Raw genomic sequence first — 19349 nt, forward strand, 5'->3', positions numbered from 1 at the left:
CGCCGTTCTCGTGCTGCCTGGCCTCAGCGGCGGATGGGCGTCAGTCTGGCCAGCGCTGCAGGAGCTTGAAAAACTCGTCCTCGGGAAGCGCTCTGGAAAACCAGTAGCCTTGGCCAAAATCACAGCCTGCCGCACTCAATAAATCCCGTTGCTCCCTCGTCTCGACCCCCTCCGCCACCACCCGGAGGCCGAGCTTGTGGGACATGGCGATGATAGCTTCGGTGATGGCCCGGTCACTGGGGGTGGACGTCATGTCGCGCACGAAGGACTGGTCGATCTTCAGGTAGTCGATATCGAGCCGCTTCAGGTACGCCATGGCCGAATAGCCGGTCCCGAAATCGTCCAGCGAGACCTGGATGCCCGCCCTGCGGAATTGCTGCAACTTGTTGGTGACGTCCGGGCGCTCGTCCAGCAACAGCCCCTCCGTGATTTCGATGGCAATGCACTCGGCTGGCAGGCCGATTTCCTGCAGATGGTCGATCCAGGTTTCATGGGCGTGGCCGGTGAAAAACTGGCGTGGCGATTTGTTGATGCTGATCTGCAGCGGTGCGCCTGCGAGGGTTCCGCTGCGGCCAGACTCCCACAAGCGCTTGGCCATGCCCGCAGCCTGCCGGAACACCCAGTCGCCGATCCCGTTGATGAGGCCGATGTCCTCAGCAATCGGGATGAACTGCGCCGGGCTGATCCAGCCCCGACGCGGGTGGTGCCAGCGCACCAAGGCTTCCGCCTTGACGATGTGCCCGGTGGCGAGATCGACGATAGGCTGGTAGTACACGTCCAGCTGGCCCTGGGCCATGGCACTGCGCAGGTCGTGGCCGAGTTGGAGTCGTTCCGCAAATATTGCCTGAATCGACGGTACGAAGTAGCAGAAACGGTTTTTGCCCAAGGCCTTGGCGTGGTACATCGCCTGGTCGGCGTTGATCAGCAGCGTATCCATGTCCTGCGCGTCTTTGGGATACAGGGTGACACCGATACTGGCCGAGACATAAGCCACGTCCGGCCCCAGCTGGAATGGCTTGCTCAGTGTTTCGATGATCGATTGCGCCACCTGCTCGATAGGCGTCGGTTGCGACAGGTTCTCGAGGATGACCGTGAATTCGTCACCTCCCAGGCGGGCCACCAGGCCCGTCTCGCGCACGCAGTCGGCAATGCGCTGGCCGGCTTGCAACAGTAGCTGGTCCCCCACCTTATGCCCCAGCATGTCATTGACCTCCTTGAAGCGGTCGAGATCGATGAACATTAGTGCCAGCGCGCTGCCCGAGCCTTTGGCGTGCTCAATACCCTGCTGTAGCCGCTCGAGGAAAAGGCGGCGGTTTGGCAGCTCGGTCAAGAGATCGTAATTGGCCTGGTGCCAGATGGTTTTCTCGCTTCGCTTGCGGTCGGTGATGTCGAGGATGACGCCCACCAGGCCGCCAAGCTGGCCACCTGACTTGTTGAAGGTCGCCTTGTAGAACACGACGTTCTTGAGCGTCCCGTCGGTGGACTGCACTTCGGCCTCGTAGGTCTGGGTGCCGGGGGCGTCGAACAGGGCCTGGTCGGCGGCGTGGTAGCGTTCGGCCAAGTGGCGGGGGGAAATGTCGAAAACCGATTTGCCGATCAGCTCTTCGCGCGGAAGCCCAATATAGTGCTCGAACGCCTTGTTGCAGCCCAGATAGCGCCCCGCCTCGTCCTTGTAGAAAACAGGACTGGGGATGGTATCAATGAGCTGGGAGGTGAAGTTCAGCTGTTCTTCCACCGCGTGCTCGGCTTGGCGGCGGTCGGTATTGTCGATCATCATGCCGATGATCGCCGGCCGGCCGGCAAACTCGGTACGGATGCCGAAAACCTCGACCTGTATACGGCGGCCATCTTTGCACAGACCGTCGAATGAATAGCGGCTGGTCGTTGCTTCGTTGTTGATCCGGCGGTCGATGGCGCGTTTGGCGATGTGCCGAAACTCTGGCGCCGTCAGGTCCATCGGTCCGAGTGTTCCGCACAATTCCGCCTGCGTGTAGCCGAAAAGTTCGGCCAGATGGGTGTTGGCGTAGAGAAAGCGGTTGTCCTGGATGATATACACCCCGACCAGATCGTTGTGCAGAAGCTCGAGGAACAGGCTGTCCGCCTCTCGCAGCAGGTCTTCGGTCAGTGAATCGAGGCGGGAGGCTTCCATCTGGCGGTAATCACAAGGGGCGGATCTGTCCCGGTCGGGATAAACCATGGGTTGGATAGGGGCTGAGCGACGCGTCGGCAGTGGCAATTGCCGCGCCAGACCGGCCATATTCTACTGCATCTATCCGGGATACTTGCGGACTCGTTAGCGAAATCGTGGCGGGTAAGCGGGCGACGGTCACGGGCAAGACGTGAGACCTGGCGTGCGGGCTTGCCTTTACGTCTGCGGCATGTGTGAAACAACCGCAAAAAAGCCCTCACCGTATCTCGGCGAGGGCTTGGCGCACCCGGGGCTGGGTGGGCTGGTTTACTTGCGGTTGCTGTACATGAAGCTTTCCATCGACGCTTCCGCCAGGTTGAACCAGCCATGTTCGAGCGTGCGGAATTTCTTCCAGTCGGTATAGATTTTCTTGAAGATGGGGTTCTTGGCGGCTTCTTCCTCGTACATCTCGAAGGCCGCCTTCTGCCCCGCCTTGAGAATGTCCAATGGATACTTGTGCAGCTTGACGCCTTTCTGCAACAGGCTCACCAGCGCTTGCGGGTTCTTGGCATCGTATTCCGCCTGCATCAGGATGTTGGCTTCGGCTGCCGCCGCTTCGAAGGCTGCCTGGTATTCCTTCGGCAGCTTGGCCCATTCCTTGGTGTTGACGAAGAAGGTGATCTGCGGGCCCGGCTCCCAGAAACCCGGGTAGTAGTAGTGCTTGGCCACTTTGTAGAAGCCGAGCTTCTCGTCGTCGTACGGGCCGACCCACTCGGTGGCGTCGATGGTGCCTTTTTCCAGTGCCGGGTAGATATCCCCGCCGGCGATGGTCTGCGGTACGGCCCCCATGCGGGCCATGACCTCACCGCCCAGGCCCGGGATGCGCATCTTCAGGCCCTTGAGGTCGGCCAGCGACTTCACTTCATTGCGGAACCAGCCGCCCATCTGCGTGCCGGTGTTGCCACCCGGGAAGTTGACGATGTTGTATTGGGCGTAGAGCTCGCGCAGCAGCTTGAGTCCGTTGCCGTAGTACATCCAGGCGGCTTGCTGGCGCGAGGTCAGGCCGAACGGCACCGAGGTATCGAAGCCGAAGGCCTTGTTCTTGCCGACGTAGTAATAGCCGCAGCTGTGGCCGCATTCGACGGTGCCGTTCTGGACCGCGTCCAGCACCTGGGTGCCCGGCACGATTTCCCCGCCGGCGAACACCCGGATCTGGAATTTGCCCCCGGTGAGCTGGCTGATGCGGTTGGCCAGGGTGACGGCGCCGCCGTAGATGGTGTCCAGACTTTTCGGGAAGCTGGAGGCCAGGCGCCAGCGGACGGTCGGCGTGTCGGCGGCGAGGGCGGGGGCCGAAACAGCTGCCGCGGCCGGCCGGTGGCACCGGCCTTCTTCAGAAATGAGCGTCGTTCCACGTTTTGTCTCCTTTGTTGTGTGCTGCTGTCGTCAGTGGGGCGGTCGGTGCCGCCCCGGCTGAAGGGATTCGGCGGATTCACTTGCCATCGCCGGTGAGTTGTTTGAGCAGTTCGGCGCTCGAGTCGCTGGCGGTCTCACCCGCTGGGGCAGAACTTTCCTGGGGGGGCGATGGAATCTCGATGGTTCCCGACGAGGCTGTGGGGGAGGTGTCCCCCATCTGCTGCAGCGTGGCTTCGGCCTCGCTGGCACTGGTCAGGGCTTCATGGCCGACAAACGACGTTACCAGCCCCGGCAGGGTGATGATCAGGCCCACCATGAAAAGCTGGATCACGACGTAGGGGATGGCGCCCCAGTAGATGTCGGTGGTCTTGATCGATTTGGGGGCCACGCTCTTCAGGTAGAACAAGGCGAAGCCGAACGGCGGGTGCATGAACGACGTCTGCATGTTGACCCCGAGGATCACGCCAAACCATACCAGATCGATACCGAGTTTCTGGGCCACGGGAGCCAGGAGCGGTACCAGAATGAAGGCGATTTCGAAGAAATCGAGGAAGAAGGCCAGGAAGAACACCAACAGGTTGACCACGATCAGGAAGCCGGTCGTGCCACCCGGCAGCGAGGTCAGCAGGTGCTCCACCCAGCGGTCGCCGTCCACACCAAGGAAGGCGATGCGGAACACCCGTGCACCGATCAGGATGAACACCACGAAGGTAGACAGTTTGAGGGTGGAATCCATCGCCTGCTGCAGCAGCGATAGGCTCAGGCGCCGGTTCAGGATGGCCAGGATCAGCGCGCCGACGGCGCCCATCGCCCCGCCTTCGGTCGGGGTGGCGATGCCGAGGAAGATGGTGCCCAGCACCAGGAAGATCAGCAGCAGCGGCGGCACCATCACGAACAGGGCGCGGCTGGCCAGCGCCAGTCCGTGCAGGGTGCGCGCCTCGGCGGGCAAGGCCGGCGCCCAGTGCGGTCTCGCCATGGTCACGGCGAAGATGAACACGGCATAGAGCAGGCACAGCAGAAGACCCGGCGCCATTGCACCGGCGTACATGTCGCCCACCGAGGTGCCCAACTGATCGGCCAGCACGATCAGCACCAAGCTCGGGGGGATGATCTGCGCCAGCGTGCCGGAGGCGGCGATGACGCCGGTGGCAATGCGTTTGTCGTAGCCGTAACGCAGCATGATCGGCAGCGAAATCAGGCCCATCGAGATCACCGACGCGGCCACCACGCCGGTAGTGGCGGCGAGCAAAGCGCCCACGAAGATCACGGCGAAGGCCAGTCCGCCACGGATACGGCCGAACAGCTGGCCGATGGTGTCGAGCATGTCCTCCGCCATGCCGCTGCGCTCGAGGATCAGCCCCATGAAGGTAAAGAAGGGGATGGCCAGCAAGGTGTCGTTCTTCATGATGTCGAACACCTGGCGCGGCAGGGCTTGCAGCAGCTCGGGGCGCAGCAGATCGAAGTGAATGCCGATCCAGCTGAACAGCAGGCCGACCGCGCCCAGCGCGAAGGCCACCGGATAGCCGATCAGGAGAAACACGATCAGCGATCCGAACATGACGGGAGCCATCATTTCCAGGTTCATACGTGCTCCTCCTTGTGCGGATCCAGCGTCTTCTCGGTCGGGTCAGGTGCCAGGCCCTGTAGGAACGCGACGCGCTTGATGATCTCGGATACCCCCTGCAGCAACAGCAGTGTGAAGCCGATCGGGATCAACATCAGGACCGGCCAGCGGATCAGCCCGCCGGGGTCAGACGACATCTCTCCGCTGCGCAAGGCGTCGATGAAGATCGGCCAGCCGTACCAGGCGATGATGGAGGTCATCGGGAGCAGGAAGAGCACCGTGCAGACGATGTCGAGCACGGCTTGGCCGCGCTTCGAGAGCCGGCCCGCCAGGAGGTCGATGCGGATGTGCTCGTTGCGTTGCAGGGTGTAGGCGGCAGCCAAAAGGAACATGGCCGAGAACAAATACCACTGGATTTCGAGAAAGGCGTTGGAGCTGACGTTGAACAGTTTCCGGATAACGGCGTTACCGGCGCTGATGAGCACGACGATCAGCACGATCCATGAGGCGGAACGGCCGATGCGTGCGGTGATCCCGTCGATGAGACGCGACAAGGCGAGCAACGAGTGCACGTAAGTCTCCTTTGTAGTTCTTCCTGATGCCGCCGCTGGGCGGAACCTTATCGTTCGAGCGATAGGCCGGTCTGCGCCGGCTCGAACTATCTAAGCATATGGAATAGTCTTTGAGAAGGCGTTTAGGTATGCGGGTTTACCCTTGGACGTGCCAGGTTGTCTTGCCACGGGCGAAGGAAGGCGATGGAAAGAGCGGTGCGTCCCGGGCCCGCGCTCGGCCTCGGGACGCCCCGCTTTATGTTGCAGCAGGGGGAAGAATCGGGAGGAGGTTACTGCATCAGTTCCCGTAATACGTAGGGCAGGATGCCGCCGTGGAGGTAGTATTCGACCTCGATCGGGGTATCGATGCGAGAGCGCAAGATGACGTCGCGCTGCCTCCCGTCCGGACGGGTGATGCGTAGCGTCAGTTCCTGTTGAGGCTTGAGGCCCTGTTCGATACCGACGATGTCGAAGCTGTCGTCACTGCCGAGGCCCAGGCTTTCCCAGCTGTCCCCATTCTGGAACTGCAGCGGCAAGACCCCCATGCCGACCAGGTTGGAGCGGTGAATGCGTTCGAAGCTCTTTGCCACCACAGCCTTGACGCCCAACAGCAGGGTGCCCTTGGCGGCCCAGTCGCGGCTGGAGCCGGTGCCGTATTCCTCGCCGGCAAACACCATGGTCGGGGTGCCGCGATGACAATACTTCATCGCCGCGTCGTAGACCGTGGTCTGATGGCCGTCGAACAGGGTGTAGCCGCCTTCGACCCGGCTGCCGTCGTCCTTGGCCGGCAGCATCAGGTTCTTGACGCGGACGTTGGCAAAGGTGCCACGGATCATGACCTCGTGATTGCCGCGCCGGCTGCCGTAGCTGTTGAAGTCCTTTTTCGTGACTCCTTCGGCCAATAGATACTGTCCGGCCGGGGTGCTGTCACGGAATGAGCCGGCCGGGGAGATGTGATCGGTGGTCACCGAATCGCCGAGCATCAGCAAGGCGCGCGCTGCCCGGATGTCGCCGACCTTGCCGGGCTGCATCGAGAAGCCGTCGAAGAACGGCGGACGGGCGATATAGGTCGACTTCGGCCAACTGTAGACGTTGCCGAGCGGCGCGGCGATGGCGTTCCACAGATCGTGGTCGTGGGTGAAGTCGCCGTACAGGCGGCGGAAGGTGTCCGGGTCCATGGCACGCGGCAGCAGCGCGGCCACTTCCTCCGAGCTGGGCCAGATGTCCTTGAGGTAGACCGGCTGGCCATCCCGGCCGATGCCCAGCGGCTCGCGCGTCATGTCGATGGTGACGCGTCCGGCCAGCGCGAACGCCACCACCAGCGGCGGCGAGGCGAGGAAATTGGCGCGCAGGTTGGGGTGAATGCGTGCCTCGAAGTTGCGGTTGCCGGACAGCACCGCGGCGCAGACCAGGTCGTGGCGGGTGATGGCCTCGTTGAACTCGGGGCGCAGGTCGCCAGCGTTGCCGATGCAGGTGGTGCAGCCGTAGGCGGCGACGTTGAAGCCGAGGCGCGCCAGCGGCTCCAGCAGGCCGGTCGTTTCCAGATAGTCGGTGACCACGCGCGAGCCGGGCGCCAGGCTGGTCTTGACGCGCGGATGGACCGTCAGCCCCCTGGCGACGGCCTTTTGCGCCAACAGACCGGCCGCCAGCAGCACGCTGGGGTTCGAGGTGTTGGTGCAGCTAGTGATGGCGGCGATCAGTACGTCACCGCTGCCGATATCCATGGCCGGCATTTCGGGTTCGATGTCCGTGCCCGGCTCCCTGCGGTCGAGCATGGGGTGGTCGTCGACCATCTCGATCTGATGACGTACAGCCGGCACCGGGGCGTCGTCGCCGGCAGCGGCCTGGGTGGGATAACGCAGCGTCAGCTCGTCGGCGTGCTTGTTGAAGCCGTTCTGTGCCGCCGGCAAGGAAAACAGGTGGGTGAAATTCTCTTTCATCGCCGCCAGTTCGATGCGGTCCTGCGGGCGTTTCGGCCCGGCCAGCGACGGCACGATGCTGGACAGATCGAGCCGCAGCGTCATGCTGTAATCGATCTCGCCCGCACGGGGCACGCCAAACAGCCCCTGGGCGCGGAAATAGTCCTCGAAGTGTTCCACTTCGCTATCGCTGCGACCGGTCTTCTTCAGGTAATCGACTGTCTTCTCGTCCACCGGGAAGAAGCCCATGGTGGCGCCGTACTCCGGGGCCATGTTGGCGATGGTGGCGCGGTCGGTCACGGTCAGGCTGGCGGTGCCCTCACCGTAAAACTCGACGAACTTGCCGACCACCTTCTGGCGGCGCAGCAGTTCGGTCACGGTCAACACCAGATCGGTGGCGGTGATGCCTTCGGCCAACCTGCCGGTCAGTTCCACGCCCACCACGTCCGGCGTCAGGAAGTACACCGGCTGACCCAGCATGGCGGCCTCCGCCTCGATCCCGCCCACCCCCCAGCCGACCACGCCGACGCCGTTGATCATGGTGGTATGGCTGTCGGTGCCGACCAGCGTGTCGGGGAACACCACACCGTCACGGATCTGCACGCCGCGGAACAGGTATTCCAGGTTCACCTGGTGCACGATGCCGATGCCCGGGGGGACTACCTTGAAAGTATCGAACGCCTGCATGCCCCACTTCATGAACTGGTAGCGTTCGCGGTTGCGCTCGAATTCCAGCTCCATGTTGAGGCGCAGCGCATCCGGTCCGCCGTAATGGTCGATCATCACCGAGTGGTCTACCACCAGGTCGACCGGCACCAGGGGCTCGATCAGCTTCGGGTTCTTGCCCATCTCGTCGGCCACGTTGCGCATTGCCGCCAGATCGGCCAGCAGCGGCACGCCGGTAAAGTCCTGCAGCACCACGCGCGCGACGACGAAGGGAATTTCGTCGGTACGCGGGGCGTTCGGCTGCCAGGCGGCCAGCTGACGCACGTGCGCCTCGGTGACTTTCTTGCCGTCGCAATGCCGCAGCACCGACTCCAGCACGATGCGGATCGACACCGGTAGGCGCGACACCGCGCCCAGGCCGGCCGCCTCTAGGGCCGGCAACGAATGGTAGAGCAGGGGGTTGCCGGGATGCGTCTCGATGGTCTTGAGGGTGTTGAACGGGTTGTTGTCCATGGTCTCTCCCTGCCGGTTGCGCCGCTAAAACGTACCTTTCATTATGGCCAATCGACGTGATTTCGCTGCCTTCAGGCGGCCGGCGGCACGCTGAGCCCGGCGGCGCAGGTCTCCAGCCAGTGGCAAAAGGCGCTGACGGTCGGGTCGTCCACGGCGGTACGCGGTGCGACCCAGCAGTAGGCCCGTACCGGTACGATGGGGCTCGACAGCGGCGTGGTCAGGCGGCCGCGGGCAATTTCGTCTTGCGCCATCGGCATCGGCCCGAGCACCACGCCCAGTCCGTCCATGGCCGCCTCCAGCGCCAGCGAGAAGCGATCGAAGTGCAGCGTGCTGGCCGGCTTCAGGTCCGGCACCCCGGCGAGCGTGAGCCAGCGTTGCCAGGCGGTGGGGCGGGTGTCGGCGTAGAGCAGGGTATGGCGGGCCAGGTCGGCGGGGCTGGCGACGGGAGCCCGCTCCAGCAGCGCGGGGCTGCACAGCGGCAGCTCCCACTCTTCCAGGAAGGGCTTGGCGATGTGGCCCGGCCAGTCGCCGGGGCCGCGCCGGATGGCGATGTCGAAGGGGGTATCGAGGCGGCCGATGTCGCGGTCGGAGGTGACCAGGTGCAGCTCCACGTCCGGGTAGGCGTCGCGAAACTGGGTCAGCCGGGGAAGCAGCCAATGCCGCGCAAAGGTCGGGGTGGAGTTGACCGTGAGCCGCCGCAGCCGGTCCGGCTGCAACAGCTGCGAGGTGGCGTTGGCGATCAGGTCGAGCCCGTCCTGCACCTGGATCAGATAGCGCCAGCCGGTATCGCTCAGCTTGACCCGCCCGCCGGTGCGGTCGAACAGCTTCACGCCCAGCCATTCTTCCAGCTGCTTGATCTGCTTGCTCACAGCACCATGGGTGATGAAGAGCTCGTTGGCCGCGGCCGAGAAGCTTTCCAGCCTTGCTGCCGCTTCGAAAATGCGCAAGGCATTGAGAGGAGGATAGGTATTCATACTGTGATTTTAACTCACAGGCGCTGTGGCGATTACTCGTTTGTAAGCGTGGGCCAGACCGCGTAATCTTCCAGCATCAAAAAATAGGGGAGAGAATGCGATCTCCCCAGGGCGCTAGCTGGCAGGAGTCATACCCATTGCCGGCCGACTCAATCACCAACATCTCCAGCGTAAAGGTTAAGAAAGATGCTTGAAGCTTACCGCCAACATGTTGCCGAGCGTGCCGCTCTCGGCATTCCGCCGCTGCCGCTTTCCGCCAAACAGACCGAAGAGCTGGTCGAGCTCCTGAAAAACCCGCCCAAGGGCGAAGAGGATTTCCTGGTCGAGCTGATCACCCACCGCGTGCCGCCGGGCGTGGATGACGCTGCCAAGGTCAAGGCGTCCTTCCTGGCCGCCGTGGCCGACGGCGACGTGGCCTGTGCGCTGATCTCCCGCGAAAAAGCCACCGAACTGCTCGGCACCATGCTGGGTGGCTACAACATCAAGCCGCTGATCGACCTGCTGGACGACGCCTCCGTGGCCCAGATCGCCGCCAACGGCCTGAAGAAAACCCTGCTGATGTTCGACTCCTTCCACGACGTGAAGGAAAAAATGGACGCCGGCAACACGTTCGCCCGCGAAGTGGTCGAATCCTGGGCCAACGCCGAGTGGTTCACCAGCCGTCCGGCCGTGCAGGAAAAAATCACCGTGACCGTGTTCAAGGTCACCGGCGAAACCAACACCGACGACCTGTCGCCGGCTCCGGACGCCTGGTCGCGCCCGGACATCCCGCTGCACTACCTGGCCATGCTGAAGAACGCCCGTCCCGGCATCACCCCGGAAGAAGACGGCAAGCGCGGCCCGATCCAGTTCATCGAAGACCTGAAAGCCAAGGGCAACCTGGTGGCCTATGTCGGCGACGTGGTTGGCACCGGCTCTTCCCGTAAATCCGCCACCAACAGCGTGATCTGGGCGACCGGCGAAGACATCCCGTTTGTGCCGAACAAGCGCTTCGGCGGCGTGTGCCTCGGTGGCAAGATCGCTCCGATCTTCTTCAACACCCAGGAAGACTCCGGCGCGCTGCCGATCGAAGTCGACGTGTCGAAGATGGACATGGGCGACGTGGTCGACATCTACCCGTATCAAGGCAAGATTGAGAAGAACGGCGAAAAGATCGCCGAGTTCGCGCTCAAGTCCGACGTGATCCTGGACGAAGTGCGCGCGGGCGGTCGTATCAACCTGATCATCGGTCGTGGCCTGACCAGCAAGGCCCGCGAAGCGCTGGGTCTGCCGGCCTCCACCGAATTCCGCCTGCCGCAAGCGCCGGTCGACTCCGGCAAGGGCTTCTCGCTGGCCCAGAAGATGGTCGGCCGCGCCTGTGGTCTGCCGGAAGGTCAGGGCGTACGTCCGGGCACCTACTGCGAACCGAAGATGACCACCGTCGGCTCGCAGGACACCACCGGCCCGATGACCCGCGACGAGCTGAAAGACCTGGCTTGCCTGGGCTTCTCCGCCGATCTGGTAATGCAGTCGTTCTGCCACACTGCCGCCTATCCGAAGCCGGTCGACGTGAAGACGCACAAGGAACTGCCGGCGTTCATCTCCACCCGTGGCGGCGTGTCGCTGCGCCCGGGCGACGGCGTGATCCACTCCTGGCTCAACCGTCTGCTGCTGCCGGATACCGTCGGCACCGGTGGTGACTCGCACACCCGCTTCCCGATCGGCATTTCCTTCCCGGCCGGCTCCGGTCTGGTGGCCTTTGCCGCTGCTACCGGCGTGATGCCGCTCGACATGCCGGAATCGGTGCTGGTGCGCTTCAAGGGCGAAATGCAACCGGGCGTCACCCTGCGTGATCTGGTCAATGCCATTCCGCTCTACGCCATCAAGCAGGGCCTGCTGACCGTGGCCAAGGCCGGCAAGAAGAACATCTTCTCCGGTCGCATCCTGGAAATCGAAGGCCTGCCGAACCTGAAGGTCGAGCAAGCGTTCGAACTGTCCGACGCCTCGGCCGAACGTTCCGCCGCCGGTTGTTCCGTGCGCCTGAACAAGGACCCGATCGTCGAGTACATGAAGTCGAACATCACCCTGATGAAGGTGATGATCGCCGACGGCTACCAGGACGCACGTACCCTGGAGCGCCGCATCAAGGCCATGGAACAGTGGATCGCCAACGGTGAACTGCTGCAGCCGGACGCCGACGCCGAGTACGCCGCCGTGATCGAGATCGATCTGGCTGACATCCACGAGCCGATCGTGGCCTGCCCGAACGACCCGGACGACGTGAAGACCCTGTCCGAAGTCGCCGGCGCCAAGATCGACGAAGTGTTCATCGGTTCGTGCATGACCAACATCGGCCACTTCCGTGCCGCTTCCAAGCTGCTGGAAGGCAAGCGCGACATCCCGGTCAAGCTGTGGGTGGCTCCGCCGACCAAGATGGATGCCCAGCAGCTGACCAACGAAGGCCACTACGGCGTGTTTGGCTCTGCCGGCGCCCGTACCGAAATGCCGGGTTGCTCGCTGTGCATGGGTAACCAGGCACAGGTCCGCGAAGGCGCCACCGTGATGTCGACCTCGACCCGTAACTTCCCGAACCGTCTGGGCAAGAATACCAACGTGTATCTCGGCTCGGCGGAACTGGCTGCGATCTGCTCCAAGCTGGGCCGCATCCCGAGCAAGGAAGAGTACATGGCCGACATCGGCGTCATCAACAAGCAGGCTGCCGACGTTTACCGCTACATGAACTTCGACCAGATAGACGAGTTCAAGGAAGTGGCCGACACGGTCAACGTCTAACTACAGCAAGGGTTTCGGTTGGTTGGGTATTCTGGCGCTGTCTTTTATCAGTGGATGGATACCCCCAAAGATACCCCCAATGTAAAAAGCTGCCCCGCCAAGTGCGGGGCATTTTTTTGGGACATTCTCAGCCTAGCGCCGGGGCCATCAACAATCGTGAAGGAGCCAATCCGCAGCGGTATCCCCTGACGAGGTGGGAGGGAACCGTGGCCCCGGTCAATTGCTCTCCTTGAGCTCGGGCCAGGCGGCAATGATGCGTTTGGCGCGCCCCTTCAGCTTTTCCGTGCCTTCCCGCCGTGCTGCATGTGGAGCAAGGAATTCTCCGCTGTATCTCGGAATCAGGTGGATGTGAAAGTACGTGCGGTCTGGCCGGCCGCGCTGCCGTTAGCCTGCACCAGGATAATGCCAGGTGGCCTTTGGGCGGTCCTGATCGCGAAGGCGGCCGTAGCGGACAGCATCCAGAAAGCGGCCCTTGAGTTTCCACCTGTCGGCTATCGGAAACCAACATGAAGTCCCGCTCTCGGCCAACTGCTGCCAGTCGCTCATTTGGCATAGCCGCCATTCAAGCGGCGGCTCACTCTGAAACCTGCCGAACAGCCAATGAGAACTCTTCGGCCAAAGGAGTCGCCCGGCCTTTTGGCCTGAAGTAGCTGCTTCCGTGGCTAAAGCAATGGGATGGACTCCTCCCTCCTGATACGGCATCAACGTGCCAGACTGGAGGCGTCAACAAACCAGTCAAAACGGAACGAGGAGTCCACCATGAAGATTATGCGCATCGGCATCGATTTGGCCAAAAACGTTTTCCAGATTCATGGGGTGGATGCTCATGAGCACCCTGTGTGTCGCCGGCAACTGCGTCGTCATCAACTCCTGGAGTTCTTCCAGAAACTCGAACCCTGCCTGATCGGCATGGAAGCCTGTGCCGGTGCGCATCATTGGGCACGTCAGCTCCAGGCAATGGGACACACGGTCAAGTTGATTGCCCCGCAATTTGTGAAGGCTTATCTGAAGGGCAACAAGAATGATGCCAACGATGCAGAAGCGATTTGCGAAGCGGTCAGCAGACCGGGAATGCGTTTTGTACCGATCAAAACGATTGAGCAGCAGGATCTGCAGGCATTGCACCGCATTCGGACCGAACTGATTCACCAGCGGACCGCCAAGGTCAATCAGATTCGCGGCTTGCTGACTGAGTATGGAATCGTGATCGCGGTGACCGTGAAGCAATTGCGTCAGGCGTTACCACTCATCCTGGAGGATGCAGAAAACGGCCTCTCGGCGTGCTTCCGTCATCTGCTGGATGGTCTGCGCGAAGATCTGGTGTATCTGGACGAACAAATTGCCATCGTAGATCAGGACATGGTACGCCAAGCCAATGAAAATGCGATGGCCAGAAAGCTGCAGCAACTACGCGGTATTGGCCCCATTACCGCCACTGCACTGGTGGCCGCCATTGGCAACGCCAAGGACTTCAAGCGGGGGCGGGATCTTGCTGCGTGGCTGGGACTGGTCCCTGCTCAGCACAGCAGTGGCGGCAAAGACCGGTTACTGGGGATCAGCAAGCGAGGTAATACCTATCTGCGCACTTTGGTCATTCACGGGGCGCGAGCGGTCGTTCGCGCCGCTGCGACACAAACAGATCGCCTCAGTTGCTGGATTCAAAGCCTGTGCGCCCGTCGCAACAATAATATTGCCGCGGTCGCCTTGGCCAACAAGACGGTACGCCTAGCCTGGGCGCTGATGACGCGGGAAGCGGATTACGACCCAGATTATGGGCAGGCAGGAGACACAGTGTCCTGAGCATTCGGGTTGGACAGGGCCTCGGCAACGAGATGATCAACGCTTAACCCATCTTCACGATTGCGCAGCATGAAGCAGTGATGGCGAACAGGTCGAACCGGCGTCGGAAGAACCCGAAAACTGGCCAAGTGCGAACAGCACGACAAAGCAATAGGGATCTGGCGCGCGGATAGCCCATTATGGCCCGGGCAATTAAGCCCAACTCAGAGGCCGGATATACGTAAGCAGTCGATCCGAACTCCAGAGCTGTGAAATGTGTGCAAACCGGGAGGAGTCCATATACGGCCCTTCGAATGTCAGATGAAAAATGACTGCTTTACTCAAGGAACCAGCCATAAATCTATCTGGTAATTGAGGGACGACTCAGTTTGTTTCTGCGCCTCTGGAATTGGCCTGCACCAACTCTTTGCTACTCAGTACAAAATCAGCACATTCTGTCAGGCGCTCCACGGCTAGGTCGATGAATCTGCGCACTCTGGCCGGCTGCGCTGCGCGGCTACCGTAATACACAAACAGGCTGTAGTGATCGGCCATGTGCTCCAGCAGGATGGGCACCAGCCGGCCACTGCGAATCAGCGGCGCAGCAGTAGGAGCGGCCAACTGACCGATAACTTCGCCCGCCAGTACAGCCCGCAACTCCATCGCCTCGTCATTGGTACAGAAAGAAGGGTTGACCGGCTGATCCTGCATGCTATCGCCGACACGGACACGCCATGGCACCACGCGGCCGTCGCTTGCCCGGCGGAAGGCGCTGCAGCGGTGGGAGCTCAGGTCGTACAGGCTCTGCGGAATGCCGTACTTGCGCAGGTAGCTGGGCGCGGCGCAGATGATCAGCTGCATCGGGAACAGCCGCCGGGCCACCAGGCCTTCCTGCGGCGAGTTACCCAGCCGGAAGCCGACATCGATGCGGTCTTCCACCCAGTTGCCGATACGGTCGTCAAGCTGCACATCTGGCTGCACCTCGGGATAGAGCCGGCAGTATTCGTCCATTACCGGGCCGATGACCGACTGTAGCACCGTGCGCGGGCCGACTATCCGCAATGGCCCGGCCAAGTCGTCCTTGGTCTGCCGGACCACCGACAGCGCCTGCTGGAAGCCGACCAGCGAAGGATGTACTGCCTCTAGAAAGCGCTGGCCTTCCTCTGTCAGCGACATGCTGCGGGTGGTGCGGTGGAATAGGCGCACGCCCAGGTACTGTTCCAACTGCCCCAGCGCCTTGCTGGCGGCTTGAGGCGATATCTGCTGCGCTTCAGCGGCCTTGCTGAGACTGCCGAACTCGGCTGTGCGCACGAAGGTGGTAATGGAGCGGAGCTCGTTCATGGACATGTTTCAATCCCGCCGGCAAATTAACATCAAAAAGTTGTAGATTATTCAAATGATAACGCTCTAGTTTAATGTTTTCCTGGAAACTAAAGTTCTGTCCATCAAGACCACCGGCCATTACGGCAGTAGAGGACACGCATGGACAACTTTACTTTCTACAACCCTACCAAGATCGATTTCGGCACCGGCAAGGAGCAGCTGATCGGCCAGCACCTGGCCGAGCACGGCATCCGGAAAGTGCTGCTCTGCTTCGGTAGCTACCGCATCAAGCGCGACGGCCTGTTCGAGGCGGTGAGCAAGAGCCTGGCCGCACACGATATCGAGTTCATCGAGTTTGGCAGCATTGTCAGCAACCCGCTGCTGTCGAAAGTGCGCGATGGCATCGCCCTGGCGCGCGGCCACCAGGTGGGTGCCGTGCTCAGCGTAGGCGGCGGCTCGGTGCTGGACAGCTCCAAGGCCATCGCCGCCGGCGTGCCGTACCAGGGCGATGTCTGGGACCTATTCATCGGCAAGGCAGATATTGTCTCGGCGCTACCCGTGTTCTCCATCCTTACCCTGGCTGCCACCGGCAGCGAGATGAACAGTGGTGCGGTGGTGACCAACGAGGCTACCAAAGAGAAGTTCGCCATCCAGTCGGTGCATACCTACCCGCGCGTCTCCATCGTCAACCCGGCGCTGATGCAGACCGTGTCGCGTGACTACCTGGTGTACTCGGCCGCCGACATCATCGCGCACTGCATTGAAGGCTATTTCACCGCCACGGTGCAGCCCACGCTGCACTCGCGCATGGTGGAAGCCCTCATCAATACCGTGATCGACACCACGGAAACGCTGCTGGACAACCCGGCCGACTACGCGGCACGTGCCGAGTTTGCCTGGGCCTCCACCCAGGCACTGAACGGCCTGATCTACGCCGGCACGGCTGGCTTCAGCTACCCAAACCACATGATCGAGCACGCGCTGTCGGCGCTGTTCAACGTGCCGCACGGCGCCGGGCTGTCGGTGATCATGCCGGCCTGGATGAAGTGGTACCACGGCCGCAACCCGGCGCAGTTCCAGCGCCTGGCGCAATACGTGTTCGGCGTGGATACCCCGCAGCAGGGCATTGCTGCGCTGGAAGCCTGGTTCGACAAGATGGGTACCCCCACGCGCCTGTCGCAGCTGGGCATTGGCGAGGCAGACCTGCCGGCCATTACCGACAACGTACTGGGCAATGCGAAGTGGTTTGGCATCGCCGACATCTATAGCCGCGATGTGGTGGCTACCATTCTGCGCAACGCGCTGTGATGCACCTGCCACCGCTGGTAGCAGGTGCCGCCCGCGGTGGCCACTTAATCCGGAAGCAACACCATGAAAATGCACCACGCAGGCAATAGGCTGGAGGTGAACACCGCATGACAACGCAGACCTTGCCAGACAATCGCCGCGCCATCATGGCCATCATCATGGCCAGTTACCTGATGATCCTGATCGACGTGTCTATCGTCATTACCGGGCTGCCGAAGATACAGGCTGGGCTGGGCTTTAGCACAGTGGGGCTGTCGTGGGTGCAGAACGCCTACACGCTGGCACTGGGCGGGCTGTTGCTGCTGGGCGCGCGCGCAGGCGATATCCTCGGTCGCCGCCGCATGCTGCTGCTGGGGCTGGCCATCTTCACTCTTTCCTCGCTGGCCATCGGCCTGGCGCAAACGCCGGCCTGGCTGTTGGCCGCACGGGCGGTGCAGGGCGCGGGCTCCGCCATTCTGGCGCCAGCTACGCTGGCGCTGCTGTCCACCCACTTTGCCGAAGGGCCGGAGCGCACCCGCGCGCTGTCGCTGTATGCTGCCACCGCCGGCATAGGCGCCACGCTGGGCCTGGTGCTGGGAGGGTTGTTTGCCGAGCTGCTGTCCTGGCGTGCCGGCTTCTTCATCAATCTGCCGATAGGCGCGTTGCTGATGCTCGCTGCCTGCCGCTACATCCACGAAACCCCCACCCACAGCGGCCAGCTCGATATCGGCGGCGCCGCCAGTTCCACCCTGGGCATGTCCGCGCTGGTCTACGGTCTGGTGCGGGCGGCAGAGCAGGGCTGGGGCGATTGGCTCACCATCACGGCGCTGACCGGCGGGCTAGGCCTGCTCGGTATCTTCCTGCTGATACAGGCGCGGGCCCGGCAGCCCATTCTGCCGCTGCGCCTGTTTGCCAGCCGGGAGCGCAGCGGCGCCTACGCCGCGCGGATGTTGTTCCTGGGCGGCATGGTGGGATTCTGGTTCTTTACCACCCAGTTCCTACAGGGCGTGTTGGGCTTTACCCCCTTGCAGGCCGGGCTGGCGTTTCTGCCTGCCACCTTGCCCAACTTCCTTTCCGCCATGCTGGTGCCGCGGCTCACTCCGCGGGTAGGCAGCGCCAGGCTGCTGGCGTTTGGGCTGCTGGCCTGCCTTGGAGGATTGGCCTGGCTGGGGCAGGTGTCGGCCCGTACGCACTACGTCAGTGGCGTTGCCCTGCCCATGATGCTGATCGGCTTTGGCCAGGGCGTGGTGCTGCCGCCGCTTACCGTGTTTGCCGTTGCGGGTGTTGCCCGGCAGGACGCCGGTGCGGCGTCGGGGCTAGTGAACGTGGCTCACCAGCTTGGTGGCGCCATCGGCCTGGGCGTGCTGGTGGTGGTGTTTGCCGCCGCAGTGCCGGTACAGCTGGCCGGTGTGCCACTGCTGGCACATCGCATTGCCATGGTGATGGATGGCAGCGCCGTGATGTTATCGCTGGCTCTGCTGGCCTCCTTGGTGCTGATCCTGCCGGCGCATGCCCGCAAGCCGGTGCCGGCGGGCATGCCGGTTGCCATTGGCCAGGTAGCGGGCGGCAAATAACCTCGGAAAAGGAATACCGACATGCAGACAACCACATTGAATAACGGCATCCAGATGCCGCTGCAGGGCTTCGGGGTGTACCAGATGCACGACCTTGCCGAGTGCGAGGCCAGCGTAGCCGCCGCGCTGCGCATCGGTTACCGCCTCATCGACACCGCAGCCTCCTACGGCAACGAGGTAGCGGTTGGCCGTGCCATCGCCGCCAGCGGCATCCCGCGTGAGCAACTGTTCATCACCACCAAGCTGTGGCTGCACGACAGCGGCTATGAGCAGACTCTGCAGGCCTTTGAACGCTCCATGGAGCGGCTGCAGCTGGACTACCTGGACCTCTACCTGATCCACCAGCCCTATGGCGACGTGCATGGCTCGTGGCGGGCAATGGAAGCGCTGTACCAGGCTGGCCGCATTCGCGCCATTGGCGTAAGCAACTTCCAGCCGGACCGGGTGATGGACCTGATGCTGCGCAACCGGGTAGTGCCGGCGGTGAACCAGATCGAGACACACCCGTTCTGCCAGCAGACCGCTAGCGCGCAGTTCCTGCAGCAGCTGGGCATACAGATCGAATCCTGGGGGCCATTTGCCGAGGGGCGCAACAACCTGTTTAGCAATGCACTGCTGCAGGACATCGCCACGCGGCATGGCCGCACGGTGGCCCAGGTAGTGCTGCGCTGGCTGCTGCAACGCGGCGTGGTGACCATTCCCAAATCGGTACGCCCGGAACGCATGGCCGAGAACTTCGCCATCGCCGATTTCGAGCTGAGCGCCGAGGACATGGCTAGCATTGCCACGCTGGATACCGGCAGCAGCGCGTTCTTCGACCACCGCGACCCGGCAATGGTGAAGTGGCTGTATGAAGCGCATCGCCCCACCTGACCCAGGCATTCCT

12 protein-coding genes are annotated in these 19349 nt (G+C 62.5%); 5 read left to right on the plus strand and 7 right to left on the minus strand.

Annotated elements, in window-relative coordinates; genetic code table 11:
• Nucleotides 1-40: 40 nt before the first annotated feature.
• The 6 genes from ABKF58_RS13770 to gcvA all read right to left on the minus strand — a co-directional run bounded on the left by ABKF58_RS13770 (nucleotide 41) and on the right by gcvA (nucleotide 9728).
• Nucleotides 41-2149: a putative bifunctional diguanylate cyclase/phosphodiesterase gene (locus tag ABKF58_RS13770; RefSeq protein WP_482581301.1), complete on the minus strand. Its 2109-nt coding sequence runs from the start codon at nucleotides 2147-2149 to the stop codon at nucleotides 41-43.
• Nucleotides 2150-2455: 306 nt separating this feature from the next.
• Nucleotides 2456-3526 (minus strand): TRAP transporter substrate-binding protein, encoded by a 1071-nt coding sequence (locus ABKF58_RS13775; RefSeq protein ID WP_482584385.1) that lies wholly within the window; start codon nucleotides 3524-3526, stop codon nucleotides 2456-2458.
• 91 nt (nucleotides 3527-3617) lie between these two features.
• Nucleotides 3618-5126, minus strand: a complete 1509-nt coding sequence (locus ABKF58_RS13780) for a TRAP transporter large permease (protein ID WP_482581303.1) — start codon at nucleotides 5124-5126, stop codon at nucleotides 3618-3620.
• On the minus strand, nucleotides 5123-5677 hold the full coding sequence (locus ABKF58_RS13785; RefSeq protein ID WP_482581305.1) for a TRAP transporter small permease subunit: 555 nt from the start codon (nucleotides 5675-5677) through the stop codon (nucleotides 5123-5125). The genes ABKF58_RS13780 and ABKF58_RS13785 overlap by 4 nt, the downstream gene beginning before the upstream one ends.
• Before the next feature lie 269 nt (nucleotides 5678-5946).
• A complete protein-coding gene (locus tag ABKF58_RS13790) occupies nucleotides 5947-8754 on the minus strand; it encodes an aconitate hydratase (protein WP_482581307.1) in 2808 nt (935 codons plus the stop codon).
• A 71-nt stretch (nucleotides 8755-8825) separates the two neighbouring features.
• Nucleotides 8826-9728 carry a transcriptional regulator GcvA gene (gene gcvA, locus ABKF58_RS13795; protein WP_294863544.1) on the minus strand — a complete coding sequence of 301 codons (903 nt, stop codon included), beginning with the start codon at nucleotides 9726-9728 and terminating at the stop codon, nucleotides 8826-8828.
• 186 nt (nucleotides 9729-9914) lie between these two features.
• On the opposite strand from gcvA, the gene acnB reads away from it, so the two are divergent.
• Together acnB and ABKF58_RS13805 are read left to right on the plus strand one after the other, a co-directional pair.
• Nucleotides 9915-12500 (plus strand): bifunctional aconitate hydratase 2/2-methylisocitrate dehydratase, encoded by a 2586-nt coding sequence (gene acnB / locus ABKF58_RS13800; RefSeq protein WP_482581309.1) that lies wholly within the window; start codon nucleotides 9915-9917, stop codon nucleotides 12498-12500.
• Between the two features lie 759 nt (nucleotides 12501-13259).
• The gene (locus tag ABKF58_RS13805) at nucleotides 13260-14300 is read left to right on the plus strand and encodes an IS110 family RNA-guided transposase (protein WP_482581311.1); all 1041 of its coding nucleotides are present in this window, start codon (nucleotides 13260-13262) and stop codon (nucleotides 14298-14300) included.
• 363 nt (nucleotides 14301-14663) lie between these two features.
• Here ABKF58_RS13805 and ABKF58_RS13810 read toward each other — a convergent pair whose 3' ends face one another.
• Entirely contained in the window at nucleotides 14664-15626 is a 963-nt protein-coding gene (locus tag ABKF58_RS13810) for a LysR family transcriptional regulator (RefSeq protein ID WP_482581313.1), read from the minus strand.
• A 135-nt stretch (nucleotides 15627-15761) separates the two neighbouring features.
• On the opposite strand from ABKF58_RS13810, the gene ABKF58_RS13815 reads away from it, so the two are divergent.
• The 3 genes from ABKF58_RS13815 to ABKF58_RS13825 all read left to right on the plus strand — a co-directional run bounded on the left by ABKF58_RS13815 (nucleotide 15762) and on the right by ABKF58_RS13825 (nucleotide 19336).
• The gene (locus ABKF58_RS13815; protein WP_008952897.1) at nucleotides 15762-16910 is read left to right on the plus strand and encodes an iron-containing alcohol dehydrogenase; all 1149 of its coding nucleotides are present in this window, start codon (nucleotides 15762-15764) and stop codon (nucleotides 16908-16910) included.
• Between the two features lie 107 nt (nucleotides 16911-17017).
• Complete coding sequence (locus tag ABKF58_RS13820; RefSeq protein ID WP_482581314.1) at nucleotides 17018-18463, plus strand: MFS transporter; 1446 nt, start codon at nucleotides 17018-17020, stop codon at nucleotides 18461-18463.
• Nucleotides 18464-18484: 21 nt separating this feature from the next.
• The gene (locus ABKF58_RS13825) at nucleotides 18485-19336 is read left to right on the plus strand and encodes an aldo/keto reductase (protein ID WP_482581316.1); all 852 of its coding nucleotides are present in this window, start codon (nucleotides 18485-18487) and stop codon (nucleotides 19334-19336) included.
• Nucleotides 19337-19349 lie beyond the last annotated feature (13 nt).

The sequence above is a fragment of the Pseudogulbenkiania sp. AW2-16 genome (genome assembly GCF_056824575.1).

What these genes read in the sequence shown, in the direction of transcription:
- ABKF58_RS13770 (WP_482581301.1), bottom strand. Translation starts at nt 2,149, where the DNA reads ATGGAAGCCTCCCGCCTCGATTCACTGACCGAAGACCTGCTGCGAGAG.
- ABKF58_RS13780 (WP_482581303.1), bottom strand. Translation starts at nt 5,126, where the DNA reads ATGAACCTGGAAATGATGGCTCCCGTCATGTTCGGATCGCTGATCGTG.
- acnB (WP_482581309.1), top strand. Translation starts at nt 9,915, where the DNA reads ATGCTTGAAGCTTACCGCCAACATGTTGCCGAGCGTGCCGCTCTCGGC.
- gcvA (WP_294863544.1), bottom strand. Translation starts at nt 9,728, where the DNA reads ATGAATACCTATCCTCCTCTCAATGCCTTGCGCATTTTCGAAGCGGCA.
- ABKF58_RS13825 (WP_482581316.1), top strand. Translation starts at nt 18,485, where the DNA reads ATGCAGACAACCACATTGAATAACGGCATCCAGATGCCGCTGCAGGGC.
- ABKF58_RS13820 (WP_482581314.1), top strand. Translation starts at nt 17,018, where the DNA reads ATGACAACGCAGACCTTGCCAGACAATCGCCGCGCCATCATGGCCATC.
- ABKF58_RS13805 (WP_482581311.1), top strand. Translation starts at nt 13,260, where the DNA reads ATGAAGATTATGCGCATCGGCATCGATTTGGCCAAAAACGTTTTCCAG.
- ABKF58_RS13790 (WP_482581307.1), bottom strand. Translation starts at nt 8,754, where the DNA reads ATGGACAACAACCCGTTCAACACCCTCAAGACCATCGAGACGCATCCC.
- ABKF58_RS13815 (WP_008952897.1), top strand. Translation starts at nt 15,762, where the DNA reads ATGGACAACTTTACTTTCTACAACCCTACCAAGATCGATTTCGGCACC.
- ABKF58_RS13810 (WP_482581313.1), bottom strand. Translation starts at nt 15,626, where the DNA reads ATGTCCATGAACGAGCTCCGCTCCATTACCACCTTCGTGCGCACAGCC.